The organism is Stenotrophomonas sp. CASM110, assembly GCF_049384345.1.
GTDB classification, from domain to species: Bacteria; Pseudomonadota; Gammaproteobacteria; order Xanthomonadales; family Xanthomonadaceae; genus Stenotrophomonas; species Stenotrophomonas muris.
Genome location: NZ_JBMRGI010000037.1, coordinates 1 through 23772, shown reverse-complemented (window position 1 = coordinate 23772; position 23772 = coordinate 1). Strand labels below are relative to the sequence as shown.

General features: G+C 68.3%; 26 protein-coding genes. 16 read left to right on the top strand and 10 right to left on the bottom strand.

What is annotated here, in order from left to right:
* Nucleotides 1–176: 176 nt before the first annotated feature.
* Nucleotides 177–842 carry a peptide-methionine (S)-S-oxide reductase MsrA gene (gene msrA, locus VG561_RS20770; RefSeq protein ID WP_423179933.1) on the bottom strand — a complete coding sequence of 222 codons (666 nt, stop codon included), beginning with the start codon at nt 840–842 and terminating at the stop codon, nt 177–179.
* Nucleotides 843–872: 30 nt separating this feature from the next.
* On the bottom strand, nt 873–1136 hold the full coding sequence (locus tag VG561_RS20765; RefSeq protein WP_014646000.1) for a DUF2007 domain-containing protein: 264 nt from the start codon (nt 1134–1136) through the stop codon (nt 873–875).
* Between the two features lie 190 nt (nt 1137–1326).
* Here VG561_RS20765 and VG561_RS20760 point away from each other — a divergent pair, with 190 nt between their 5' ends.
* The 6 genes from VG561_RS20760 (at nt 1327) to VG561_RS20735 (ending at nt 6714) form a co-directional block, all read left to right on the top strand.
* Nucleotides 1327–3075, top strand: coding sequence for a glutamine--tRNA ligase/YqeY domain fusion protein (locus VG561_RS20760; protein ID WP_049440148.1), 1749 nt, complete (start codon nt 1327–1329; stop codon nt 3073–3075).
* Nucleotides 3076–3118: 43 nt separating this feature from the next.
* Nucleotides 3119–3772, top strand: a complete 654-nt coding sequence (locus tag VG561_RS20755) for a hypothetical protein (RefSeq protein ID WP_134808527.1) — start codon at nt 3119–3121, stop codon at nt 3770–3772.
* 48 nt (nt 3773–3820) lie between these two features.
* Nucleotides 3821–4543: a DUF6348 family protein gene (locus VG561_RS20750; RefSeq protein WP_414611602.1), complete on the top strand. Its 723-nt coding sequence runs from the start codon at nt 3821–3823 to the stop codon at nt 4541–4543.
* A gap of 96 nt (nt 4544–4639) precedes the next feature.
* Nucleotides 4640–5200 carry a nucleoside deaminase gene (locus VG561_RS20745; protein WP_004154307.1) on the top strand — a complete coding sequence of 187 codons (561 nt, stop codon included), beginning with the start codon at nt 4640–4642 and terminating at the stop codon, nt 5198–5200.
* Nucleotides 5184–6251, top strand: coding sequence for a 23S rRNA (cytidine(2498)-2'-O)-methyltransferase RlmM (rlmM, locus tag VG561_RS20740; protein ID WP_046428937.1), 1068 nt, complete (start codon nt 5184–5186; stop codon nt 6249–6251). The genes VG561_RS20745 and rlmM overlap by 17 nt, the downstream gene beginning before the upstream one ends.
* A 64-nt stretch (nt 6252–6315) precedes the next feature.
* Nucleotides 6316–6714 (top strand): hypothetical protein, encoded by a 399-nt coding sequence (locus VG561_RS20735; protein ID WP_100449356.1) that lies wholly within the window; start codon nt 6316–6318, stop codon nt 6712–6714.
* A gap of 68 nt (nt 6715–6782) precedes the next feature.
* On the opposite strand, the gene VG561_RS20730 is transcribed toward VG561_RS20735, so the two are convergent.
* Together VG561_RS20730 and ubiH are read right to left on the bottom strand one after the other, a co-directional pair.
* Nucleotides 6783–7964 (bottom strand): UbiH/UbiF family hydroxylase, encoded by a 1182-nt coding sequence (locus VG561_RS20730; protein ID WP_423179932.1) that lies wholly within the window; start codon nt 7962–7964, stop codon nt 6783–6785.
* The gene (gene ubiH / locus VG561_RS20725; protein ID WP_014645993.1) at nt 7961–9169 is read right to left on the bottom strand and encodes a 2-octaprenyl-6-methoxyphenyl hydroxylase; all 1209 of its coding nucleotides are present in this window, start codon (nt 9167–9169) and stop codon (nt 7961–7963) included. Before ubiH ends, VG561_RS20730 begins: the two co-directional genes overlap by 4 nt.
* 109 nt (nt 9170–9278) lie before the next feature.
* On the opposite strand from ubiH, the gene VG561_RS20720 reads away from it, so the two are divergent.
* The 10 genes from VG561_RS20720 (at nt 9279) to VG561_RS20675 (ending at nt 19165) form a co-directional block, all read left to right on the top strand.
* Nucleotides 9279–9863, top strand: a complete 585-nt coding sequence (locus tag VG561_RS20720) for a hypothetical protein (RefSeq protein WP_014645992.1) — start codon at nt 9279–9281, stop codon at nt 9861–9863.
* An 8-nt stretch (nt 9864–9871) separates the two neighbouring features.
* On the top strand, nt 9872–10426 hold the full coding sequence (locus VG561_RS20715) for a cob(I)yrinic acid a,c-diamide adenosyltransferase (protein WP_014645991.1): 555 nt from the start codon (nt 9872–9874) through the stop codon (nt 10424–10426).
* Nucleotides 10427–10435: 9 nt separating this feature from the next.
* Complete coding sequence (locus VG561_RS20710; protein ID WP_014645990.1) at nt 10436–11374, top strand: histone deacetylase family protein; 939 nt, start codon at nt 10436–10438, stop codon at nt 11372–11374.
* A gap of 89 nt (nt 11375–11463) precedes the next feature.
* Nucleotides 11464–13965 carry an LPS-assembly protein LptD gene (lptD, locus tag VG561_RS20705; RefSeq protein ID WP_197602846.1) on the top strand — a complete coding sequence of 834 codons (2502 nt, stop codon included), beginning with the start codon at nt 11464–11466 and terminating at the stop codon, nt 13963–13965.
* Nucleotides 13962–15308 carry a peptidylprolyl isomerase gene (locus VG561_RS20700; RefSeq protein ID WP_032959016.1) on the top strand — a complete coding sequence of 449 codons (1347 nt, stop codon included), beginning with the start codon at nt 13962–13964 and terminating at the stop codon, nt 15306–15308. The genes lptD and VG561_RS20700 overlap by 4 nt, the downstream gene beginning before the upstream one ends.
* Nucleotides 15309–15311: 3 nt before the next feature.
* Nucleotides 15312–16292, top strand: a complete 981-nt coding sequence (gene pdxA / locus VG561_RS20695; RefSeq protein ID WP_046428925.1) for a 4-hydroxythreonine-4-phosphate dehydrogenase PdxA — start codon at nt 15312–15314, stop codon at nt 16290–16292.
* Nucleotides 16289–17092, top strand: coding sequence for a 16S rRNA (adenine(1518)-N(6)/adenine(1519)-N(6))-dimethyltransferase RsmA (rsmA, locus tag VG561_RS20690; RefSeq protein ID WP_014645986.1), 804 nt, complete (start codon nt 16289–16291; stop codon nt 17090–17092). Before pdxA ends, rsmA begins: the two co-directional genes overlap by 4 nt.
* A gap of 13 nt (nt 17093–17105) precedes the next feature.
* The gene (gene apaG, locus VG561_RS20685; RefSeq protein ID WP_008268668.1) at nt 17106–17489 is read left to right on the top strand and encodes a Co2+/Mg2+ efflux protein ApaG; all 384 of its coding nucleotides are present in this window, start codon (nt 17106–17108) and stop codon (nt 17487–17489) included.
* Between the two features lie 15 nt (nt 17490–17504).
* Nucleotides 17505–18521, top strand: a complete 1017-nt coding sequence (locus tag VG561_RS20680) for a symmetrical bis(5'-nucleosyl)-tetraphosphatase (protein WP_014645985.1) — start codon at nt 17505–17507, stop codon at nt 18519–18521.
* Nucleotides 18518–19165, top strand: a complete 648-nt coding sequence (locus tag VG561_RS20675) for a DUF1287 domain-containing protein (RefSeq protein ID WP_134808531.1) — start codon at nt 18518–18520, stop codon at nt 19163–19165. Before VG561_RS20680 ends, VG561_RS20675 begins: the two co-directional genes overlap by 4 nt.
* Nucleotides 19166–19293: 128 nt before the next feature.
* Here the strand turns inward: VG561_RS20675 and VG561_RS20670 are convergent, their stop codons facing one another.
* From VG561_RS20670 to VG561_RS20645, 6 genes are all read right to left on the bottom strand, one after another.
* Nucleotides 19294–19785: a dihydrofolate reductase gene (locus tag VG561_RS20670; protein WP_049440214.1), complete on the bottom strand. Its 492-nt coding sequence runs from the start codon at nt 19783–19785 to the stop codon at nt 19294–19296.
* Nucleotides 19786–19790: 5 nt separating this feature from the next.
* Nucleotides 19791–20585: a thymidylate synthase gene (locus tag VG561_RS20665; RefSeq protein ID WP_075077063.1), complete on the bottom strand. Its 795-nt coding sequence runs from the start codon at nt 20583–20585 to the stop codon at nt 19791–19793.
* Nucleotides 20582–21469: a prolipoprotein diacylglyceryl transferase gene (lgt, locus tag VG561_RS20660; protein WP_046428907.1), complete on the bottom strand. Its 888-nt coding sequence runs from the start codon at nt 21467–21469 to the stop codon at nt 20582–20584. Before lgt ends, VG561_RS20665 begins: the two co-directional genes overlap by 4 nt.
* 95 nt (nt 21470–21564) lie before the next feature.
* A complete protein-coding gene (locus VG561_RS20655) occupies nt 21565–22059 on the bottom strand; it encodes a TPM domain-containing protein (protein WP_262094084.1) in 495 nt (164 codons plus the stop codon).
* Nucleotides 22059–22946, bottom strand: coding sequence for a TPM domain-containing protein (locus VG561_RS20650; protein WP_262094085.1), 888 nt, complete (start codon nt 22944–22946; stop codon nt 22059–22061). The genes VG561_RS20655 and VG561_RS20650 overlap by 1 nt, the downstream gene beginning before the upstream one ends.
* Before the next feature lie 3 nt (nt 22947–22949).
* A complete protein-coding gene (locus tag VG561_RS20645) occupies nt 22950–23570 on the bottom strand; it encodes a LemA family protein (RefSeq protein WP_262094087.1) in 621 nt (206 codons plus the stop codon).
* Nucleotides 23571–23772 lie beyond the last annotated feature (202 nt).

Sequence of the window (23772 nt, the reverse complement as noted above, 5' to 3'; positions counted from 1 at the left end):
TCCATGGCGCCATCGAGCCCCCAGGGACGGGTTCACGGCATGTCCTGCCAACCCACACCGCCCCACCCAACAAGCAGCAACCCAGAGCCGCTTTGGCTTTGGCTTTGGCTTTGGCTTTGGCTTTGGCTTTGACTTTCAGCCGTTGACGTTGCCCGCCGCAGGCGGACCACCGCGCGTCAGCGCGGCGCCTCCACATCCAACCCGATCGGGCAGCTCACGCCGGTGCCGCCGATGCCGCAGTAGCCGTTCGGATTCTTCGCCAGGTACTGCTGGTGATAGTCCTCGGCGTAGTAGTACGCCGGTGCCGGGTACACGATCTCGGTGGTGATCGGGCCGTAGCCGGCCGCATCCAGCTGGGCCTGGTAGGCCTCGCGGCTGGCCAGCGCGGCAGCGTACTGTGCCTCGTCGGTGGCGTGGATCGCCGAACGGTACTGGGTGCCGGTGTCGTTGCCCTGGCGCATGCCCTGGGTCGGGTCGTGGCTTTCCCAGAACAGCTGCAGCAGCCGTTCCAGGCTCACCACCGCCGGGTCGAACACCACCTGCACCACTTCGGTGTGCCCGGTCAGGCCCGAGCACACTTCTTCATAGGTCGGGTTCGGGGTGATGCCGCCGGCGTAGCCGACCGAGGTGCTGTACACGCCCGGCTCGGTCCAGAACTTGCGCTCGGCGCCCCAGAAACAGCCCAGCGCGAAGCGGATCTGCTGCAGGCCCGCGAAACGGTCCTTCAGCGGATGGCTGTTCACGAAGTGCTGGTTGCTGTGCAGCGGCAGCGGTTGCTTGCGCCCTGGCAGTGCTTCTTCCGGGCGCGGCAGGCGCTGCTTGAAGGCCCCGATGCCGAGGATGCCCTGGCCAATTCCCAACATGATGCGCTCCTACGCCGGCAGTCCGGCCATATCGTCTGCATCGGAAATGGGGTCGGCGGCGGCCTGGCCCAAGTCCAGCGCCGCGATGATGGCCTCCGCCTGCGGCCGCGCCGCGTCGGGGATGCCGACCCGCAACACACCGAACAACGGCAGCTCGCCCATGCCACCCAGCAGCTGCTCGCCGAACACGAAGGCGGGGATGCCGGCGTTCTCCAGCGCGTGCTTGACCAGATGGGCGTCGAACAGGTTGTCGGCCTTGTACACGATGTGCATGCGGCGGCTCCTCGGGGCAGGGCTCCAGCATACGCCCGGGGGCTGAATGGTGCCGGGGGCGGGATCGGAGAGTTGCCGGCCAGCGGCCGGCACTACCAGAGGGCGGGGCCGGCATCCCCACACCCCACCGGGCAGCCCTGCCCCGTACGCGCTAGACTGTTGGTCTTTCTGCCTTTCTTTTCGCCGACTCATGTCCGAGCACACCCCCGCCAGCCCCGAGACCCCCGCCGACAGCCACGAAAAGCGCGATTTCATCCGCCAGATCGTGCGCGAGGACCTGGCCAGCGGAAAGCACCAGGCGATCAAGACCCGCTTCCCGCCGGAGCCGAACGGCTACCTGCACATCGGTCACGCCAAGTCGATCTGCCTGAACTTCGGCATCGCCGGTGAATTCAGCGGCGTCTGCAACCTGCGCTTCGATGACACCAACCCGGCCAAGGAAGATCCGGAATACGTGGCCGCGATCCAGGACGACGTGCGCTGGCTGGGCTTCGAGTGGAACGAGCTGCGCCACGCCTCGGACTATTTCCAGGCCTATTACCTGGCCGCCGAGAAGCTGATCGAACAGGGCAAGGCCTACGTCTGCGACCTGTCGGCCGAGGAAGTGCGCGCCTACCGCGGCACCCTGACCGAGCCGGGCCGCCCGTCGCCATGGCGCGACCGCAGCGTCGAGGAAAACCTCGACCTGTTCCGCCGCATGCGCGCCGGTGAATTCCCGGATGGTGCGCGCACCCTGCGCGCCAGGATCGACATGGCCAGCGGCAACATCAACCTGCGCGATCCGGCGCTGTACCGCATCAAGCACGTCGAGCACCAGAACACCGGCAATGCGTGGCCGATCTACCCGATGTACGACTTCGCCCACGCGCTGGGTGATTCGATCGAAGGCATCACCCACTCGTTGTGCACGCTGGAATTCGAAGACCACCGCCCGCTGTACGACTGGTGCGTGGACAACGTCGATTTCGCCCATGACGATGCGCTGACCCAGCCGCTGGTCGATGCCGGCCTGCCGCGCGAAGCGGCCAAGCCGCGCCAGATCGAGTTCTCGCGCCTGAACATCAACTACACGGTGATGAGCAAGCGCAAGCTGATGGCGCTGGTCACCGAACAGCTGGTGGACGGCTGGGAAGACCCGCGCATGCCGACCCTGCAGGGCCTGCGTCGCCGTGGTTACACCCCGGCCGCGATGCGCCTGTTCGCCGAGCGCGTGGGCATCAGCAAGCAGAATTCGCTGATCGACTTCAGCGTGCTGGAAGGCGCGCTGCGCGAGGACCTGGACAGTGCCGCACCGCGCCGCATGGCAGTGGTCGACCCGGTCAAGCTGGTGCTGACCAACCTGCCGGAAGGCCACGAAGAGCAGCTGACCTTCAGCAACCACCCGAAGGACGAGAGCTTCGGCAGCCGCGAAGTACCGTTCGCACGCGAAGTGTGGATCGACCGCGAGGACTTCGCCGAAGTGCCGCCGAAGGGCTGGAAGCGCCTGGTCCCGGGGGGCGAAGTGCGCCTGCGCGGCGCCGGCATCATCCGCTGCGACGAAGTGATCAAGGATGCCGACGGCACCATCACCGAGCTGCGCGGCTGGCTGGATCCGGAATCGCGTCCGGGCATGGAAGGCGCCAACCGCAAGGTCAAGGGCACCATCCACTGGGTCAGCGCCGTGCACGGCGTACCGGCCGAGATCCGCCTGTACGACCGCCTGTTCTCGGTGCCGAACCCGGACGACGAATCGGAAGGCAAGACCTACCGCGATTACCTCAACCCGGAATCGCGCCGCACTGTCACCGGCTATGTCGAGCCGGCCGCGGCCAGCGCCGCGCCGGAGCAGTCGTTCCAGTTCGAGCGTACCGGCTACTTCGTGGCCGACCGCCGCGACCATACCGCAGCCACGCCGGTGTTCAACCGCAGCGTGACCCTGCGCGATACCTGGTCGGCCTGAGGACCTGCGCGGGCGCCTGGATGGCGCCCGCACGACCGCGACGATGATCACCGCCCTTTCCGTCCTGCTCTGGTTCATCTCGCAGCATCCGCTGCTGACGTTCTTTGCAGCAATGGTGCTGGCCGGGCTGGTCTCGTGGTGGCGGCGCTTTCCGGGCTACGCCATCGTGGTGTTCCCGCTGGCGATGCTCAACATGTTCCTCGGCCACTTCCTCAACGCCGCCTTCCTCAACGTGGTGGGCGAGCGTGGTGAAGCGGTGATCGTCAAGGCCGAGCGAACCAGCTCCACGCTCAACGAACAGTACATCTGGCGCTACGAAGCGGTGCTGCGCACGGCCGAGGGCCGCGACGTGGACGTGGTGTTCCACACCAACACGGCTTCGCTGTGGCCGCTGGAAAACGCCATCCGCATCCCGGCGCGCGACCAGCCGTTCGTGGTGAAGTACACGCCGGGCTTCCCGCGCAACATCGTCATCCTCACCAACGAGTCACCGCACGGCATCGCCCAGGCCCGGGCCAGCGCGCGCGAGCGGGTGGAAGTGGCGGCGCGCAAGCTGCACTTCAGCCCGGGCAATGCCGAGTTCCGCGCCGACTATCGCCGCGAACTGGAAAGCTGGCTGCGCGACCACGGCAGCGACCCGCAGCAGCAGCCCGACGCGCAGCGATATCGCGCCGAGCTCGACGCACTCGACCGCTAGCCCCAGGCCCTGCCTGGATGTTCCGCCCCATCCATCCACAGGCCTGACATGACCACGAGCGCCACCGCCCTCCTCCCGCTGCTGCAGCAGGCCCTGCAGGACACCGGCACCGCCAGCCGCATCGACGGCAACGCGCTGCTGCTCGACAGCGGCCTGCGCCTGACCCCGCATGCGATGGCCGCGCAGGCGCGCGACAACGGCGGCTGGCAGACCTCCACCGTCATTGAAAGCCAGCATCCGCAGTTGTTCGCCGATGGCCTGTTCGAGTACCAGCACGCAAATGGTGCCGATGAGCAGGCATCGCTGTTGTCCGGCTTCCAGGCCTGGGCCCGGGTGGACCTGGTGACCCTGCAGACCGCGATCGGCGCCCAAGACGCACAGGGCCTGCCGATGATGGGCCTGACCTATCCGGCCGGTGACAATGGCGAGGAACACGAGCGCACTGTGGTGCTGGGGCCGTTGGCGCACTACCGTGCACAGGACGTGGATGCCTCCACCTGCAGCGAAGACGATCATGGCTCCTGCCCCTGCTGCCTGTTCACCCGCAGCATGGAGGCCTTCGACGAGCTGCTGAAAGCCCGCCAATTCCTGGCCATCCGCCTGTTCGCCTCGCGCGATACCGATGGTCTGTGCGAGGCCGATTGCCGGGTCAACGGCCACGACTTCGCCGCCGCCCTGCCCCTGCTGCGCGCCTATGCCGCCAGTTGGCCGCAGGCCGGGCTGGAATTCCGCAAGCAGTACGTGGTGATCCGCACCGGCTCGCCGGGCTGAGCCACGCCCACACCCGGTACAGGCCGGTGCGGCTACACTGCGCGCCGGTTTCCCAAGCAACCGCACTTTTCCCATCCCACACGAGGCACCCCCGCGATGCTGTACGCGCAAGTCCACCTGACCCTTCCCGCCTGGATCCACGACCAGATCGACCTGGATCGTCGATATCCGGGCGATGAGGCCAAGGTCGCGCTGGCGATCGAGCTGTCGCGGCTGAACGTCGAGCACGCCAGTGGCGGCCCGTTCGGTGCGGTGGTGTTCGGCCCGGATGACAAGGTCATCGCCGCCGGCGTGAACCGGGTGATGCCGCACGCGACCTCGCTGGCGCACGCCGAGAACATGGCCTACATGCTGGCCCAGCAGCGCCTGCAGACCCCGCGCCTGAACGCGGTGCTGTCGCCGGTCACCCTGGCCACCAGCTCGCAGCCGTGCTGCCAGTGCTACGGCGCCACCGTGTGGGCCGGCATCGACCGCCTGCTGATCGGTGCCAACTCGGCCGACGTCGAGGAACTGACCCCGTTCGATGAAGGCCCGCTGCCGGCCGACTGGGTGGGTGAACTCAACAAGCGCGGCATCGAAGTGGTGCAAGGCCTGAACCGCGACGCCGCGCGCAGCGTGCTGCGTGCCTATGGGGAAAGTGATGGCGCCCGTTACTGAAACCGGCATCGGCCTGCTGTGCCTGTGCCGGCAGGGCTTCGAGCCCGAGCTGGCCGGCGAGCTGCAGTTCCGCGCCGGTGAAGCCGGTTTCGCCGGCTATGCGCGCACCCAGCGCAATGACGGCTACGTGCTTTTCATGTGCGACGAAGCCGCCGCGCTGGCGCCGCGCCTGCGCTGGCGCGAGCTGATCTTCGCGCGGCAGAAGCTGGTGGTGCTGGCCGAACTGCCGCAGCTGGACCCGGCGGACCGGATCACCCCGATGCTGGAAGTGCTGGCCGATGCGCCGCGCTTCGGCGACCTGTGGGTGGAACACCCCGATTCGGACGCCGGCAAGCCACTGTCCGGTCTGGCCCGTGCCTTCGGCAATGCACTGCGCCCGGCGCTGCGCAAGGCCGGCAAGCTCACTGATAAGCCGAACAACCGCCTGCCGCGCCTGCATGTGGTGTTCGTCGATGGCACCCATGCCTTCGTCTGCGTGGCCGACCCGGCCGACAGCGCACCGTGGGCGCTGGGCATCCCGCGCCTGAAGCTGCTGCCCGAGGCGCCTTCGCGTTCGGCGCTGAAGCTGGACGAGGCGCTGCTGACCCTGCTGACGCCGGAAGAACGCGAGGCGCTGGCCAAGCCCGGCATGCGTGCGGCCGACCTCGGCGCCGCACCCGGCGGCTGGACCTGGGTGCTGACCCGCCAGCACATGCACGTGCTGAGCATCGACAACGGCCCGCTGCGCCAGCACGTGCTGGACACCGGACTGGTCGAGCACCTGCGCGCCGATGGCTTCCACTGGCACCCGGAACAGCCGCTGGACTGGATGGTCTGCGACATGGTCGAGCAGCCGCGCCGCGTGGCCGAACGCATGGCCACCTGGTTCCGCGAGGGCTGGTGCCGGCATGCGATCTTCAATCTGAAACTGCCGATGAAGAAGCGCTGGGACGAAACCCGGCTGTGCCTGGACCTGTTCCAGGACCAGGCCGGCAAGCCGCTGGTGGTCCGCGCCAAGCAGCTCTATCACGACCGTGAAGAGATCACCGTGCTGGCTTCGCCGCTGCGCTGATCCGTCATCGGCGGCACAGGTTGCCGGGAGTACGCTCCCGGTACCCTCTGGCAAGGAGCCTGTCATGAACCTTCCGCGTGCTGCCCTGCTGTTGACCATCCTGCTGGCCTCGGTACCGGCCATCGCCCAGCACGGCCCGTCCACGCCGGCGCAGAGCCAGCCGCTGGGCCCCACCGGCGGCGCGATCCGCCAGCAGCCGCTGGATGCCGGCCGGGTCAGCGGCAGCGTCGAGATTCCGCAGCCGGCCGGCGAGGCGCAGGTGACCGTGCGTTCGCTGGAACCGAGCAGCGTGGTCGGCCAGTACCGCATCCATTTCGCCGCGCTGGATGTGAACGGCGACGGCTTCATCAGCCGCGAGGAAGCACAGGCCAATCCGGCGCTGGCCGACGAATTCAATTCGCTGGACCGCAGGCACCGCGGCAAGCTGGACCGCACCGACCTGGCCGGCTGGCTGGTGGATTGAAAAAGGGGACGGAGGGGATTAAGTCGTATGTGCACAAACGACTTAATCCCCTCCGTCCCCTTTTTGCTTCAGACGCCGGCGGCGCGCTTCCAGAACGCCTGTACCAGCGGCGGCCATTTGCCGACACAGCCCAGCGCGCGGCCACGGGCCAGGGTCAAGTGCATCTCGTCGTTGGAGAACAGGCGGTTGATCGCATCGAAGCTGTAGGCGGCGATCTGGTTGTCGCTGCGCCGTTCGCGTGCCCAGCGCTGCAGGCGCTGCGGCGACAGCCGCGGCTGGCCACGGCGCTCGGCCGACGGCGCCAGCCACTGCTGCAGGGCGGCGACATCGCGCAGGCCCAGGTTCACGCCCTGCCCGGCCAGCGGATGCACCACATGCGCGGCATCACCCAATGCCAGTACTCGGCCGGCCACGTAGTGACGGGCCAGTTGGCGACGCAGCGGGAAGGCCGCTCGCGGTGACGCCAGTCGCAGCTCACCCAGCCGCGCCGCGAAGGCCCGGGTCAGTTCGCGGTTGAAGGCGTCCTCGTCCAAGGCCAGCACACGTGCCGCCTCGTCCTCGGGCAGGGTCCAGACGATCGAGCTGCGGCGCTCGGCCACCGGCAGCAGCGCCAGCGGCCCGCCCGGCAGGAAACGCTGCCAGGCGGTGGCCTGGTTGGGAAGATCGCTGTCCACGTAGGCCACCACGCCACGCTGGTGGTAGTCATGCTTTTCAACCTCGATCCCGGCCAGTTGGCGCAGGGTCGATTCGGCGCCGTCGGCGGCCACCGCCAACGCCGCTTCCAGGCGACGACCGTCATCCAGGCGCAGGCGCACGCCGTCGTCGTCCTGCTCCAGCGCGTCCACCCGCGCCGGGCAGTGCAGCTGCACGCCCGCCGCCGGCAACGCCGCCCACAGGCGATCCTGCAGCAGGCCGTTCTCGACGATGTAGCCCAGTTCACGACGGCCGAAGCGATCGGCATCGAACAGCAGATCTTCGCCACCGGCCGCGTCCCACACCTGCATGCGCCGGTAGGGCCAGGCACGGGCCTGCGCGATCGCCGGCCACACGCCCAGGCGGCTCAACAGTTGTACGTTGTCAGCAGCGAAGGCGAACACGCGCAGGTCAGGCTGTGCGGCCTGCCACGGCGCGGGCTCACGACCTTCCACCAGCGCAACCGACAGGCCGGCATCGGCCAGCGCCAGCGCGCACGCGGCACCGACCACGCCACCACCGACGATGGCCACATCAAGGCGCATGCGCCGGCTCATGCGGCTTCTCCGCGGCACAGGCGCGGCACTTCGCCGCGGAAGCCCATCGCGCCACCGACCAGCATCGACTGCACCGAGGCGCGTTGCGCGGCCACCAGGCCGAGGCTGCGCAGCGGCCGCATCAGCGGTGCCGGATTGCTGGTCAGCCGTGCCAGGCCACCCGAGAACGCCACCGTCTGCCGTCGGTCTTCCTGGCGGCGCGCAACATAGGCCTGCAGCAGCACATCGCTGCCGGCATCCTCGTGCGCATCCTCCAGCAGTTCGGCCAGGGTCAGCGCATCGCGCAGGCCCAGGTTGAAGCCCTGCGCACCCAGCGGATGGATGGTCTGCGCGGCATTGCCCAGCAGCACCGTGCGTTCACCGGCCAATGCGCGCGCCAGCACCTGGATGAGCGGGTAAGCGCTGCGCGGGCCGGATTCGAGCAGCCGACCGGCACGCCAGCCGATCGCATCCTGCAGGCGCTGCAGCCAGGCCGCATCGTCCAGCGCCATCACCGCATCGGCCTGATCGCGGGCCACGCCATGCACGGTGCCGAAGTGGCGGTCACCGCGCGGCAGCAGGGCGGTCGGGCCGGTATCGGTGAAGCGCTCCCAGGCCGTGCCATCCGGCGCGCGCTGGCTGCGCACGCGGGCCACGAACAGGGTCTGCTGGAAATCATGCCGGTCGACCTCGATGCCCAGCGCGCCACGCACACCGCTGGTCGTGCCATCGGCACCGACCACCAGCCGTGCCAGCAGTACGCGCTCGCCGGTCTCGTCGGCCACCCGCACCTGGCGGTAGCCGTCGACCACCTCGCCCAGGCCCAGGAACCGCATCGGCCGGTAGCGCCGCAGCTGCGGCAGCTCCTGCAGGCGCGCTTCCAGCGCCTGGCCGAAGTCACGCGCGACAACCACCTGGCCGAACCACGGCCGGTCGTAGTCGGAAGCCTCCAGCTGCACGCGGCCGAAATCGCCGGCGCGGCTGACATGGATGCGGCGGATCGGGCCCGGCGCCATCGCCAGCTTCTGCATGACCCCCAACGCGGTCAGCGCGTTGACGGTCGCCGCGGCGAAACTGAGGTTGCGCTGGTCGAACACCGCCGGCAGCTCGCCGGCCGGGCTGGCTTCGAGCAGGCCCACGTCGCGGCCCAACCGGTCCAGGGCAATGGCCAGGCTGGCACCGACCAGGCCGCCACCGACGATCAGCACGTCATGTCGTTCACTCATGGTGTTCATGATACGCGCTCGCCCCGCCCGGACACCCAACAGCCCCCGACCTGCGCCAACCGGCGCGGCGGGCTAGAATGAAACCTGAATCCGCTCCGGGCCCGCTGCCATGTCCGCCACCGCCAACCGTGCCTTCGTCCTGTCCGTACTCGTGCTGTTGCTGGCGGCGACCCGGGTCAACCACTTCGCGGCGATCCCGGATGCCTCCTGGGCGGTGTTCTTCATCGGCGGCTTCTACCTGGCTGGCTGGACCCGCTGGGCGTTCCCGCTGCTGATGGTGTTCGCGGTGCTGGTGGACTGGATCGTGATCCGCAGCAGCGGCCTGGATTTCTGGCAGCACTACTGCGTGTCGCCGGGCTACTGGCTGCTGCTGCCGGCGTATTTCTCGCTGTGGGCCGGCGGCATGCTGCTGGGCCGCAACTACCAGGGGGCACGCTGGCCGGTACTGGCCAAGGGCGCGCTGCTGCTGGTGGCCTCGGTGGCGGTCTGTCACCTGCTCGCGCAGGGCGGCTTCTACTGGACCAGCCGCAACGTGGCCGAACCGACGCTGGCCGGCTGGGCACAGAACTACGCACAGTGGTTCGGGCCGTACCTGCGCACCACCGCCATCTACGTGGCGCTGGCCGCCGCCCTGCAGCTGGCCGTGGAGCAGGTACTGAAGCTCCAGCAGGCCCGCCGCGACATCCGGCACTGAGCCGCGCCATGGGTCATCGCCTCTCGCGCATCTATACCCGCACCGGCGACGACGGCAGTACCGGCCTTGGCGACGGCCAGCGCGTGGCCAAGGATGATGCCCGCGTGGCGTCCTACGGCACTGTCGACGAAGCCAATGCCGCACTCGGCCTGCTGCTGGCCACGGCGCTGCCCGACGACGTGCGCGCGCTGGTGGTGCATCTGCAACACCAGCTGTTCGACCTGGGCGCCGAACTGTGCATCCCCGGCCACGCCGCGATCCACGCCGCCGATGTGTCGGCACTGGAACAGCAGCTGGATCACTACAACGCCAGCCTGCCGATGTTGAAGGAATTCATCCTGCCAGCCGGTGGCGAGGCCGCCGCACGCTGCCACCTGGCGCGCACCATCGTCCGCCGGGCCGAGCGCGAGACGGTCACCCTGGCCCGCCACGACGCCGTGCGCAGCGAGGCGCTGCAGTACCTCAACCGGCTGTCGGACCTGTTGTTCGTGCTGGCCCGGGTGCTGGCCCGTGCCGATGGCCATGGCGAAGCGCTGTGGCAGCCACAGCAGCGCCAGCGCTGAGTCGGCACGATGCTGGTCTTCACCCATCCGTCCTGCCTGCTGCATGACCCCGGCCCTGGCCATCCGGAGTGCCCGCAACGCCTGCAGCATGTGCTCGATGCCCTGCACGCCGCCTTCCCCGGCCAGCTGGACTGGCGCGAGGCGCCGCCGGCCAAGTTCGGCGAACTGACCCGGGTCCACGACAGCGCCCTGCTCGACTTCGTGCTGCAGCCGCAGACCGCGCCGCTGCGACAGCTGGACATGGACACCTGGACCTCGCCCGGCTCGGCCAGTGCCGCCGTGCATGCCGCCGGCGCCGGCGTGGCGGCGGTAGATGCGGTGATGCTGGGCGAGGACCCGCTGGCGTTCTGCGCGGTGCGGCCACCGGGCCACCACGCCACCAGCAGCACTGCGATGGGCTTCTGCCTGCTCAACAACATCGCCATCGCCGCCGCCTACGCCCGTGACCGTCATGGCCTGGAGCGGATCGCGGTGGTCGATTTCGATGTCCACCATGGCAACGGCACCCAGGACATCTTCCAGCACGACGCCCGGGTCTCGTACTACAGCACCCACCAGGCCGGGCTGTTCCCCAACTCCGGCCTGCGCCGCGACCGCGGTGCCGGCAACCTGATGAACATCCTGCTGCCCCCCGGCAGCGGCGGTTTCCGCTTCCGCAATGTGTGGGCCGACGAGATGCTGCCGGCCATCGACGACTTCCGGCCGCAGCTGCTGCTGATTTCGGCCGGCTTCGATGCCCACCTGCGCGATCCGCAGGCCGACCTGATGCTGGAAACCGACGATTTCGCCTGGATCACCCGCGAACTGCATGCGCTGGCGCGCCGCCATGCGGCCGGCCGGGTGGTCTCGATGCTGGAAGGCGGCTATGACCTGCAGGCCCTTGCCGAGTGCAGCGTGGCCCATGTCCGGGCCCTGCTGCCCCCCCCACCGGGCAGCGTCTCCGGATGAACCCGAACCGTCAGGATCCGACGCCCTTCATTGCCCCTATGCAAGGGATGGGGCAAGCTACCGTCCGTTTTCGCCCGAATCCGAACCGCGTGCGCCGAGCCCTCCGCCTGCTTCCCCTGCCTCTGAGCATCGCCATCTGCCTGCCGGCAATGGCCGATGAAAAGCCGCTCAACTGGGGCCTGTGCCCGGCTACCGACGTGATTCCCGCGTTCACCGATGCCCCTGTCCCGGTCCCGGGGCAGGACAAGGCCGCCGCCAGCGCCGCGCGCGAGCAGCAGCCGACCGACATCGAGGGTGACCAGCTGCTGGGCACCACCACCGTGCCGCAGTACGAAGGCAACGTGGCCCTGCGCCGCGGCGACCAGTTCGTCGGCACCGACAAGCTCAGCTTCGATACCGAGACCGGCAACTACATCGCCGACGGCAATGTCCGCTACCAGGACTCCTCGATCCGCATGGTCGCCAAGCGCGCCGAGGGCAACCAGGAAAGCGACACCCACAAGATCACCGACATCAAGTACCAGCTGGTGTCGCGCCGCGGCAACGGCGATGCCGAATCGGTCGACCTGCAGGGCGCGGTCGGCCAGATGCACCGCTCCACCTACACCACCTGCGACCCGTCGCAGCCGGTGTGGAAGCTGTCGGCGCCGCAGATCGAAGTGGACAACGACGAAGGCTTCGGTACCGCCCGCAACGCCGTGCTTCGCATCGGCAAGGTGCCGGTGCTGTGGGCGCCGTACTTCAAGTTCCCGATCGACGACCGCCGCAAGACCGGCCTGCTGTTCCCGCAGCTGGGCATGTCCGGCCGCAACGGTTTCGATTACGCACAGCCGATCTACTTCAACCTGGCGCCGAACTACGACGACACGTTGACCCCGCGCTACATGAGCCGGCGCGGCCTGATGCTCGACAACGAATTCCGCTACCTCTACAACGGCGGCCGCGGCGAACTGCTGACCGCGTTCATGCCCAACGACAAACTGCGCGACCGCGACCGCGGCCGGGTGATGTTCGGCGGCTACCACAACCTCGACGACCACTGGCAGGCCCGCGCCAACCTGGCCTGGGTCAGCGACGAACGCTATGTGGAAGACTTCGCCAACCGCCTGGTGGGGGTCACCGCGTCGAACCTGCAGAGCACCATCGGCCTGTACGGCACTGGCAGGAACTGGACGGCCGGCATCATGGCCGACCGCTGGCAGCTGACCGACTACACCCTCAACGAGGGTGCGCTGGCCTACAACCGCCAGCCGCGCCTGTATTTCAACTGGGACAAGCCGGTCCTGCCGTGGCTGGAAACCGGCATCTACGCCGAAGCCGTGCGTTTCACCCACGACGACATCAACTTCAAGTACGGCGCTGATGCGGGACCGGACCTGCAGTACACCCGCAACGGCAGCCGTCAGACCGACGGCATCGGTGTCAGCGGCGGCTCGCGGCTGGATGTCAAACCCTACGTGTCGTTCCCGATCAGCGGCGCGGCCTGGTATGTCACGCCGACCCTGGCCTACCGCTATACCGGTTACCAGCTGGACCGTGGCCTGGTTGATGGCGTGAACGGCATCCGCGGCCAGATCCTGCGTTCGCAGGGCATCGACCCGAACACCGCCACACCGGAACAGCTGCGCGGCAACACCTCGCCCAGCCGCAGCCTGCCGATCGGCAGCATCGACGCCGGCCTGTTCTTCGATCGCGAGACCCGCATCGGTGGCAAGTCCTTCCTGCAGACCCTGGAACCGCGCCTGTTCTACCTGCGCACGCCCTACCGCGATCAGGACGAGCTGCCGATCTTCGACACTCGCGACTTCACCTTCAGCTGGGGCCAGCTGTTCCGCGATTCTCGCTATACCGGCGCCGATCGCCAGAACGACGCCAACCAGCTGACCATGGCGCTGAGCACCCGCTTCATCGACCAGACCACCGGCAAGGAACGCTTCTCGGCCTCCATCGGCCAGATCCAGTACTTCGACGAATCGCGGGTGACCGTCACCCCGGGTGGCGCGCCGGTGGAGAAGGGCAAGTCGGCGTGGATCGCTGACGGCAACTACATGATCAACGACCGCTGGACCCTGGGTGCCACCTACCAGTGGGACCCCAAGTACAAGCGCGAGGATCTGGCCAGCGTCCGCGCCCGCTACCTGATGCCCAACGATGGCGTGATCAACCTCAGCTACCGTTACCGCATCAACTCCGGCGCCCCGGCCACCGCCAACAAGCATGACCGCACGCTGCTGGAACAGGCCGACCTGTCGTTCCTGTACCCGCTGAATGCGCGCTGGAGCCTGGTCGGCCGCTACTACTACTCGCTGCAGGACAAGGAACCGCTGGAGATCATCGCCGGCGTCCAGTGGGACAGCTGCTGCCTGGCCGTGCGTGCGGTCGCCCGCCGCTACGTCCGCAACCGCGAAGGCGAGATGAACAACGCCATCCAGCTGGAGTTCGTGCTCAAGGGCCTGAGCTCCCTGGGCCAGGACACGGACCGTACCCTGCGCCGTGCTATCCTCGGCTACAACCGCGACGACCTCTATCTCGTGCCGCCGAGCAACACCGGGGCGACCCGGGATGACTACGATCCGAACCTGATCCCATGACCAAGCGCTTCCCCGTTCTTCTCGCCTCGCTGCTGGCGGTGTCCAGCGTGTCCGCCCCCCTGCAGGTGCTTGCCCAGGAGGCGCAGCCGCTTGACCGCATCGCCGCCGTCGTCGATGAGGACGTGATCCTGCAGAGCGAGCTCCAGCGTGCGATCGCCAACATCAAGGCGCAGTACGCCGGCCGCGAAAACCAGCTGCCGCCGGAAGACGTGCTCAGCCGCCAGGTGCTCGAGCGCCTGGTGCTGGTCAAGCTGCAGGTGGCCCGCGCCCAGGGCAGCGGCATCCGGGTCAGCGACCAGGAGCTGAACCAGGCGATGAACTCCATCGCCCAGCAGAACGGTTCGAACCTGGACGCCCTGCGCCAGCGCCTGGCCCATGACGGCATCGACTTCAACGATTTCCGCGCCTCGGTGCGTGACGAGATCACCGTGCAGCGCCTGCGCCAGAGCTTCGCGCAGAGCCGCATCAGCGTCAGCGAGGGTGAAGTCGACGCCGCGCTGAAGCAGCAGGCCACGGTGGGCAACCAGTACCACCTGGCGCACATCCTGATCGCCCTGCCCGACGGTGCCAACGCCGACCAGATCGCCACCGGCCAGAAGAAGGCCGATGGTGTGAAGACCCTGCTGGACAAGGGCGAGCTGGACTTCAACGCTGCAGCCGTGCGCTATTCGGACAGCCCGAATGCACTGGAAGGCGGTGACCTGGGCTGGCGCAGCCTGGATGAAATCCCGCAGGCCTTTGCCCAGATGATGGAAAAGATGAAGCCCGGCGAAGTGGTCGGCCCGATCCGTGGCCCGAGCGGCTTCCAGCTGCTGAAGCTGGTGGAAGTGCGTGACGCCAGCTCCGCCGCCGCCGGTGAGCATACGGTCACCGAATTCCACGGCCGCCATATCCTGGTGCGCGTGGACGACCACCAGACCGACGCCGCCGCCAAGGCCAAGATCGACACCCTGCGTGCCCGCATCGCCGGTGGTGCCGAGTTCCAGACCGTTGCCAAGGAGTCCTCCGAGGACAACAACAGCAAGGGCCAGGGCGGTGACCTGGGCTGGTTCCCGGCCGACGCGTTCGGTCCGGCCTTCGGCCAGCAGGTGGAAGGCCTCCAGGACGGTGGCGTCAGCCAGCCGTTCCGTACCGATGCCGGTTGGCACATCGTGCAGCGCGTGGCGACCCGCCAGACCGACGTGACCACCGACAACCAGCGTGCCCAGGTCCGCGAGACCATCGGCCGCCGCAAGCTGGAAGACGAGTACAACCGCTTCCTGCAGGAACTGCGTGGCGAAGCCTACGTCAGCTTCCGCAGCGGCGACCGCGCGGAAAACACCGCCACCCCGCCGCAGTCCTGACCGATGCGCCCCGAGCTCGCTCTGGTACCGGGCGAGCCCGCCGGGATCGGCCCGGAGCTATGTGTCCGCCTCGTCCAGCAGCCGCGTGAAGATTGCCGGCTGCTGGCCTTCGCCGATCCGGACACCCTGCACGCGGCCGCGGCCGCGCTGAACCTGCCCCTGCAGCTGCTGCCCGAGGACGCCGAAGCACGCGCCCCCGGCGATCTGCGCCTGCGCGCTGTCCGCAACGCTGCGCCCAGCCGCTTCGGCCAGGCCGATCCGGCCAATGCCGGCGCGGTCATCGGCGCGCTGCTCGGCGCCGGCCAGGCCTGCCTGTCCGGCGAACTGCACGGTGTTGTGACCGGCCCGGTGCACAAGGCGGTCATCAATGAAGGCGGCATCGCCTACAGCGGCACCACTGAACTGCTGGCCGACCAGGCCGGGGTAAAGGTGGTGATGATGCTGGCCAACCACATCGTGCGCGTGGCCCTAGCCACCACCCACCTGCCGCTGCGCGAGGTGGCCGATGCGATCACCGCGCCCGGCCTGGAGCACACGCTGCGCACGGTGCACGCCGCACTGCGCCGTGAGTTCGGCCTGCCTGCGCCGCGCATCGCCGTGCTCGGCCTGAACCCGCACGCCGGCGAAGATGGCCACCTGGGCCGCGAAGAACTGGATCTGGTCATCCCGCTGCTGCAGCGCCTGCGCGCGGAGGGCATGGACCTGGTCGGGCCGCTGCCGGCCGATACCGCCTTCCTGCCCGCCAAGCTGGCCGGCTTCGACACCGTGCTGGCGATGTACCACGACCAGGGCCTGCCGGTACTGAAATATTCCGGCTTCGAACAGGCGGTGAACCTGACCCTGGGCCTGCCCTATCCGCGCGTGGCGGTGGACCATGGCACCGCGCTGGAGCTGGCCGGCCGCGGCATCGCCGATCCCTCCAGCCTGCAGGCGGCAACGACGCTGTGTGCGCAGCTTGCGCGGCAACGTACACTGGGCGCATGAATTCCCCGCATTCCCCCTCCGGCCCGGTGTTCACCGCACCGGCCAAGAAGCAGCTTGGCCAGCATTTCCTGGCCGACCGCCACTACATCGACAAGATCGTGATGGCGGTCAACCCGAAAGACGGCGACCGCCTGGTCGAGATCGGCCCTGGCCAGGGCGCGATCACCCTGCCGCTGCTGCGCGTGCACCCCACGCTGACGGTGATCGAGTTCGACCGCGACCTGATCGCGCCGCTGACCGCCGCCGCCGAGCCGCTGGGCGAGCTGACCATCGTTCATCGCGACGTGCTGCGCGTGGACTTCACCGAACTGGCCGCCGGCCAGCCGATCCGCCTGGTCGGCAACCTACCCTACAACATCTCCTCGCCGATCCTGTTCCATGCGCTGGAGCATGCCGCGGTCATCCGCGACATGCACTTCATGCTGCAGAAGGAAGTGGTCGACCGCATGGCAGCCGGCCCCGGCAGCAAGGTGTATGGCCGCCTCAGCGTGATGCTGCAGGCCTACTGCCAGGTGACCTCGCTGTTCGTGGTGCCGCCGGGCGCGTTCCGGCCGCCGCCGAAGGTCGATTCGGCCGTGGTGCGTCTGGTGCCGCGTGACCCGGCCGCGATCAACATCAACGACCACAAGCGCTTCGCCGAGGTGGTCAAGGCCGCCTTCGGGCAGCGCCGCAAGACCCTGCGCAATGCCCTGAACAACGTGGTGTCCGCCGAGCAGTTCATCGCCGCCGGCGTGCGTCCCGATGCCCGCGCCGAACAGCTGGACGTGGCCGAATTCATCGCTTTGGCCAATGCCTCCTGATTACACTGCCGGTATGGAAGACGCTGACGTTTATGCCATCTCCGTCGAAGTCGCGCCGCGCTTCCTCGACGATCAATCCGCGCCGGAAGACGGTCGCTTTGCGTTCGCCTACACGATCCGCATCCACAACCAGGGGCGGGTCGCGGCACGCCTGGTCGCGCGCCACTGGCGCATCACCGATGCCAATGGTCGTGTCGAGCATGTCGATGGCGACGGGGTGATCGGCGAGCAGCCGCGGCTGCGCCCCGGTGAAGACTTCCGTTACACGTCCGGTGTCATGCTGGGGACCGATCACGGGACCATGCAGGGGCACTACGACATGGTCGCCGACGATGGCACCGAATTTGCCGCGCCGGTCGCACCCTTCGTGCTGGCCGTGCCGCGTACCCTGCACTGACACGGAGGCCGAACGATGAGTGTGTGGGCGATCGGCGACCTGCAGGGCTGCTATGACGTCACCCAGCGATTGCTGGAGAAGATCCGCTTCGACCCGGCGCAGGACACCCTGTGGTTCTGCGGCGACCTGGTCAACCGCGGCGGGCAGTCGCTGGAAACGCTGCGGCTGGTGCACTCGCTGCGCGAGCACAGCGTGGTGGTGCTGGGCAACCATGATCTTTCGCTGCTGGCCGTCGGTTCGCGTACCGAAGAGGAACAGCGCAAGGTCAACCCGGACCTGCTGCGCATCGTGCAGGCCGAGGACCGCGACGAACTGCTGGACTGGCTGCGCCTGCAGAAGCTGGTGCACGTGGACCGCGAGCTGGGCTGGATGATGGTGCACGCCGGCCTGGCGCCGAAGTGGACCACGCAGATGGCCGAGAAGCATGCCGCCGAGGTCGAGGTGCAACTGCATGGCGCCGGCTACCGCAAGCTGTTCCGCAACATGTACGGCGACAAGCCGAGCTGGGCCCCGAACCTGTCCGGTTACGACCGCTCGCGCGCGATCATCAACGTGCTCACCCGCATGCGCTACTGCACCCCGCGGGGGCGCATCGGCATCGAGGACAAGGGCACGCCGGGCACGCAGGAGCAGGGGCTGTATCCCTGGTTCGAAGTGCCCGGCCGGGTCGAGCGCGACCTCAAGGTCGTCTGCGGCCACTGGTCGGCGCTGGGCCTGACCATCACCCAGGGCGTGCACGCCATCGACACTGGCGCGGTCTGGGGCGGCAAGCTGACCGCGCTCCAGCTTGATACCGACGAGCTGCGCGTGGTGCAGGTTCCGGGCCGCGACGTACCGGCACCCGTGCCCAACGCCCGCCCGCCGGCGCGACCGGCGCACGAGCGCCCCGGCGCCGCGACGCAGGGCAAGGAACAGGGCGGCAACGCCGCTGCCACCCCGGGCAACCGTGGCCCACGCCGCCGTCGCCGTCGTGGTGGCGGAGGGGGCGGCGCGGGTGGCGGCACCCACAACAGTCCCCCGCCGCAGGCGTGACGCGGCGCGGCTGGGCACCAGGGACGGTGCTGCTGCTGACGCTGGCCCTGGCCAGCGGCTGCCAGCCCGGCTCGCCGCCTGCTCCCACGGCTGCGGATGGTGCCGCACATGCGCCGACGCAGCCGCAGGCCCCTTCGCCGCCACTGGTGGCCGCAGCCCGCGCGCAGGTCGGCGTCACCACCCGTTACGATCCTGCTTACCAGGTACTGGCCTATCCCGGCGGCGACGTGCCACTGGATCGGGGCGTGTGCACGGACGTGGTGGTGCGCGCCCTGCGCGATCTGGGCCTGGACCTGCAGGCACGCGTGCATGAGGACATGCGCGGCAGTTTCAGTGCCTATCCGGCGATCTGGGGCCTGTCACGGCCGGACCGCAACATCGATCATCGTCGTGTACCGAACCTGATGCGCTGGTTCGAGCGCCAGGGCTGGCAGCAACCGGTCACGGCCCTCGCCGCCGACTACGCGGCCGGCGACATCGTTGCCTGGAAGCTCAATGGCAACGGCCTGCTGCACGTGGGCATCGTTTCTGACCGGCGCCTGGCCAACGGCACACCGCTGGTGCTGCACAACATCGCGCGCGGCACGCGCGAAGAGAACCTGCTGTTCCAGCACGCGATCATCGGGCATTACCGGATGCCGTAGCGACAGTCCCGGTAGAGTCGACTGTTAGTCGACTATCGCGCGCAGCGCGGGTTTTTCGGGTGACCGCCGAGAGCAGTCGACCAACAGTCGACTCTACCCCGTCGGTGTTTTCGTTGGTATTTCCGCGATCAGCGGCGCACGTAGTGCACGAAGCGGAACGCGTAGGCGTGCCTTTCGTCGGCAGGGTGCGGCTCGCTGCTCACTTCCTGCCAGTCCTGCACGTCCACTTCGGGGAAATGGGTATCGGCGGGGACTTCGGCATCGACCCAGGTCAGGTACAGGTCACTGGCCTGGTCCAGCAACTGGTGGAAGATCTCGCCGCCGCCGATGATGCACAGCTCGCTGGCGCCCTCGCCTTCGGCAATCGCCTTCGCCTCGTCCAGCGACGCCACCGCACGCATGCCCTCGAACGGCACCTGGCCGCTGCGGGTCAGTACGAGGTTGGTCCGCCCCGGCAGCACGCGGCCGATCGACTCGGCCGTCTTGCGCCCCATCAGGATCGGCTTGCCCAGGGTGAGCGCCTTGAAGTGCTTGAAGTCATCCGGCAGATGCCAGGGCATGGCATTGCCCTGGCCGATGCCACGGTTGCGGTCCAGCGCCACGATCATCGACAGCTTCAGGGCGCTCATACCGCCACCGGCGCCTTGATCGCCGGGTGCGGGTCGTAGCCATCGATGCGGATGTCGTCGAACTGGAAGCCGAACAGGTCGGTCACCTCCGGGTTCAACCACAGCTTCGGCAGCGCGCGCGGTTCACGCGACAGCTGCTCGCGGGCCTGCTCGAAATGGTTCGAATACAGGTGCGCGTCACCCAGCGTATGCACGAAGTCGCCCACGCCCAGGCCGGTGGCCTGCGCCACCATGTGGGTCAGCAGCGCGTAGCTGGCGATGTTGAACGGCACGCCAAGGAAGATGTCACCGCTGCGCTGGTACAGCTGGCAGCTGAGCTTGCCGTCCACCACGTAGAACTGGAACAGGTTATGGCATGGCATCAACGCCATCTGCGAAAGCTCGCCCACATTCCAGGCACTGACCACCAGCCGGCGCGAATCGGGGTTGCGCTTGATCTCGTCCACAAGCCACTGCATCTGGTCGATCTGGCGGCCGTCGGCGGTGGCCCAGCTGCGCCACTGCTTGCCGTAGACCGGGCCGAGGTCGCCGTTCTCGTCGGCCCACTCGTCCCAGATGCGCACCTGGTTGTCCTTCAGGTAGCCGATGTTGGTGTCGCCCTTCAGGAACCACAGCAGCTCGTGGATGATCGAGCGCAGGTGCAGTTTCTTGGTGGTGACCAGCGGAAAGCCTTCGGTGAGGTCGAAGCGCATCTGCCAGCCGAACACGCTGCGGGTGCCGGTACCGGTGCGATCACTCTTCTCGGCGCCATGCTCGAGCACGTGCGCCAGCAGGTCCAGGTAGGGCTTCATGGCTTGCCCTCGGCAGCCACCGGCAACTGCGGCTGCAGCACCGGCGCGCGGCGCGACATCACCAGCAGCACCAGGCCGAAGGCGATCAGCGGCAGGCTGAGGATCTGGCCACGGGTCAGCCAGTCGAAGGCCACGTAGACGCCGTTGTCCGGCATGCGCACGAACTCCACCGCGAAGCGGAACAGGCCGTACATCAACGCGAACAGGCCACCCACCAGGTAGCGGTGGCGCGGCTTGGCCGACACCGCCCACAGCACCACGAACATCACCAGGCCTTCCAGGAACGCTTCATACAGCTGCGACGGATGGCGGGCGTACGGGTTCAATGCGCCGGTGGCGAACTGCGCCTGCAGCGTCGCGTGGTCGAGCTGGTTCAGCGGGGCCGGCAGGCCGGACGGGAACACCACGCCCCAGGTCCCGTCGGTGTACTTGCCCCACAGCTCGGCGCCGATGAAGTTGCCGATGCGCCCGAAGCCCAGGCCCAGTGGCACCAGCGGCGCCATGAAATCCATGGTGTCGAAGAAATGCAGCTTGTGCTTGCGCGACCACCACCAGCAGGCGCCCAGCACGCCCAGCAGGCCACCGTGGAAGCTCATGCCGCCGTCCCACACCTTGAACAGCAGCAGCGGGTTGTGCAGGAAATCGCCCAGCGCGTAGAACAGCATGTAGCCGATGCGCCCGCCCAGCACCACGCCGAGCATGGCGTAGAACAGCAGGTCGGAGAAGCCGTTGGCATCGACGCCCGGCAGGCGCCCCGCGGCAATGCGCGTGCGGCCCAGCAGCCACGCTGCGGTGAAGCCGAGCAGGTACATGATGCCGTACCAGTGCACCTTGATCGGCCCCAGCGAAAGGGCGATGGGGTCGATGTCGTGGAAATAGATCATGGAAAACGCCTGGCGGGAGTACGGGTATTTTAGCGTCCCTGCCCCGCCCGGGGCCGGGGCCGGCACGGGCGGAGGACCACGCCGCAGATCAGGGTTCAGTCCAGGATCTGCGGCGCGTCAGGCAACGCGTCATGCTCGGACCGCGTGGCGGCCGGAAAGTGCCCTTCGATCAGGCTGGAGACCTCGTCGATGGCATCCTGCAATGCCTCGACCGGATGGGCCCCGCGCAGGCCCTCGCGCAGGTGGGTGCAGACCCGCTGCCACTGCGCCGGGCTGACCCGGCCGTGCAGGCCACGGTCGGCAACGATCTCGATCGCGTGATCGGCCAGCAGCAGGTAGATCAGTACGCCGTTGTTGTGGGCGGTATCCCAGGTTCGCAGGCGCGCAAAGGCATGCTCGGCGGCCTGGCGCGGGGTCACCCTGTGCCACAGCGCACCCAGCGGCAGGTCCGCTTCCACCGCGAACATCACCTGCCCACCGTGGCGCTGCTCACCGGCCGCGATGGCCCCGGTGATCGCCTGCAATGTGGCCGGCGGGAAGGCACGCCGCACCGAGGGCGAGAATACATGGCGGAACAGACGTTGGATCATCACCAGCCTCCCGAAGCGCCACCGCCACCGGAACGGCCGCCGCCACCGCCCCAGCCACCACCACCACCGAATCCACCGCCCCCGCCGAAACCGCCTCCGCCACCCCAGCCGCCACCGCCCCAACCGCCACCGCCGGCAAAGCGACCCGGGTGGCCGGACAGCATCGCCACGATCAGGCCGACCACGCCGGCCAGGCCACTGGCCAGCAGCGTGGAGGTGAACAGGAATGCTGCCAGCGCCGCACCCGCGCCGCCGAGCAGGCCGCGCAGCGGACGCGGCACGCGCGAGAAGACCCCGCGCAGGATGCTGCCGGCGAACACGCCGATGAACAGCGCCAGGAACCAGGTATCGCCACCACCACCGGGCTCGCGCCCGCGATGACCGCTGACCGGTGCCGGCAGCGGTTCGCCGTCGATCAGCTTGACCAGCACCGCCGTGGCATCGGTGATGCCGCCGGCATAGTCGCCGCTGCGGAAGCGCGGGACCAGGTATTCCTGGATGACCCGGTTGGCGATGGCATCGGGAATGGCGCCTTCAAGGCCGTAGCCCGGCTCGATGCGCACGCGCCGGTCATCCTTGGCCACCACCAGCAGCACGCCGTCATCCACGCCCTTGCGGCCGATCTGCCATTGATCGAAGACCCGCGTGGTGTACTGCGCGATGTCCTCCGGCTGGGTGGTGGGCACCACCAGCACCTGCAGCTGGCTGCCCTTGCGCTGCTGCAGCTCGATCGCCTGCTGCACCAGCGCCTGCTTCTGCGTGGCGTCCAGCGTGCCGGTGGTATCGACCACCGGCGAGTCCAGCGCAGGAATCGGCGCCAGCGGCTGTGCCTGCGTTGCCAACGGCAGCCACAGCAGCAGGGCCAGCAGCGCAGTGGCCAGGCGCATCGGTCAGTGACCCGGCTGCGGCGCCGGCTGCTGCTGCGGCGCGTTGCCGAAATCGACCGCTGGCGCGTTGGAAATCTGCGCTTCGTTGTCCACCGTGAAGTTCGGCTTGGTCTTGTAGCCGAAGATCTTGGCGGTGACCACCTGCGGGAACGAACGGATGTAGGTGTTGTAGTCCTGCACCTGCTGGATGTAGCGGCCGCGCGCAACCGTGATGCGGTTTTCGGTGCCTTCCAGCTGGACCTGCAGGTCGCGGAAGTTCTGGTCGGACTTCAGCACCGGGTAGTTCTCGGTGACCACCAGCAGCCGCGACAGTGCGCTGCCGAGTTCACCCTGGGCCTGCTGGAACTGCTTGAGCGAGGCTTCGTCGTCGGCGTTGACGTTGATCTGGCCGACGCGCGAACGAGCGTTGGTGACTTCGGTCAGCACGCGCTCTTCCTGGCTGGCAAAGCCCTTCACCGTCTGCACCAGGTTGGGCACCAGATCGGCGCGGCGCTTGTACTGGTTGAGCACTTCGGACCAGCTGGCCTTGACCGCCTCATCCTTCTGCTGGATGGCGTTGTAGCCGCAGCCGGACAGCAGGGAGGCCAGCAGCATCAGGGGCAGGACACGGGTGAACAGGCGCATGGCGGAGGTTCCGGGTGGGCTTGGCGCCGAGCATGCCACGGTTCGGGTGAAAGACCGGCCATCGGGCACCGCCCCCTCCGCGGTGGGTGGCAAGGAAGCGTTATCGGGGTCGGCCGGGAGGGTGGGTTGGCTGGGGGGCGCTGCAAGTACGTCCATGTAAGCTCGGTCGCCGCATCCATGCGGCTCACGCCCCCAGCCAACC

Bases quoted from the DNA above. Each gene is read 5' to 3' on its own strand.
- lgt (WP_046428907.1), bottom strand. From the start codon at position 21,469: ATGATCTATTTCCACGACATCGACCCCATCGCCCTTTCGCTGGGGCCG.
- VG561_RS20730 (WP_423179932.1), bottom strand. From the start codon at position 7,964: ATGAGCCGGCGCATGCGCCTTGATGTGGCCATCGTCGGTGGTGGCGTG.
- rlmM (WP_046428937.1), top strand. From the start codon at position 5,184: ATGGCGCCCGTTACTGAAACCGGCATCGGCCTGCTGTGCCTGTGCCGG.
- VG561_RS20765 (WP_014646000.1), bottom strand. From the start codon at position 1,136: ATGCACATCGTGTACAAGGCCGACAACCTGTTCGACGCCCATCTGGTC.
- VG561_RS20755 (WP_134808527.1), top strand. From the start codon at position 3,119: ATGATCACCGCCCTTTCCGTCCTGCTCTGGTTCATCTCGCAGCATCCG.
- rsmA (WP_014645986.1), top strand. From the start codon at position 16,289: ATGAATTCCCCGCATTCCCCCTCCGGCCCGGTGTTCACCGCACCGGCC.
- pdxA (WP_046428925.1), top strand. From the start codon at position 15,312: ATGCGCCCCGAGCTCGCTCTGGTACCGGGCGAGCCCGCCGGGATCGGC.
- ubiH (WP_014645993.1), bottom strand. From the start codon at position 9,169: ATGAGTGAACGACATGACGTGCTGATCGTCGGTGGCGGCCTGGTCGGT.
- VG561_RS20735 (WP_100449356.1), top strand. From the start codon at position 6,316: ATGAACCTTCCGCGTGCTGCCCTGCTGTTGACCATCCTGCTGGCCTCG.
- VG561_RS20655 (WP_262094084.1), bottom strand. From the start codon at position 22,059: ATGATCCAACGTCTGTTCCGCCATGTATTCTCGCCCTCGGTGCGGCGT.
- VG561_RS20745 (WP_004154307.1), top strand. From the start codon at position 4,640: ATGCTGTACGCGCAAGTCCACCTGACCCTTCCCGCCTGGATCCACGAC.
- VG561_RS20650 (WP_262094085.1), bottom strand. From the start codon at position 22,946: ATGCGCCTGGCCACTGCGCTGCTGGCCCTGCTGCTGTGGCTGCCGTTG.
- VG561_RS20710 (WP_014645990.1), top strand. From the start codon at position 10,436: ATGCTGGTCTTCACCCATCCGTCCTGCCTGCTGCATGACCCCGGCCCT.
- VG561_RS20720 (WP_014645992.1), top strand. From the start codon at position 9,279: ATGTCCGCCACCGCCAACCGTGCCTTCGTCCTGTCCGTACTCGTGCTG.
- VG561_RS20665 (WP_075077063.1), bottom strand. From the start codon at position 20,585: ATGAAGCCCTACCTGGACCTGCTGGCGCACGTGCTCGAGCATGGCGCC.
- VG561_RS20700 (WP_032959016.1), top strand. From the start codon at position 13,962: ATGACCAAGCGCTTCCCCGTTCTTCTCGCCTCGCTGCTGGCGGTGTCC.
- VG561_RS20750 (WP_414611602.1), top strand. From the start codon at position 3,821: ATGACCACGAGCGCCACCGCCCTCCTCCCGCTGCTGCAGCAGGCCCTG.
- VG561_RS20760 (WP_049440148.1), top strand. From the start codon at position 1,327: ATGTCCGAGCACACCCCCGCCAGCCCCGAGACCCCCGCCGACAGCCAC.
- VG561_RS20645 (WP_262094087.1), bottom strand. From the start codon at position 23,570: ATGCGCCTGTTCACCCGTGTCCTGCCCCTGATGCTGCTGGCCTCCCTG.
- VG561_RS20715 (WP_014645991.1), top strand. From the start codon at position 9,872: ATGGGTCATCGCCTCTCGCGCATCTATACCCGCACCGGCGACGACGGC.
- VG561_RS20680 (WP_014645985.1), top strand. From the start codon at position 17,505: ATGAGTGTGTGGGCGATCGGCGACCTGCAGGGCTGCTATGACGTCACC.
- apaG (WP_008268668.1), top strand. From the start codon at position 17,106: ATGGAAGACGCTGACGTTTATGCCATCTCCGTCGAAGTCGCGCCGCGC.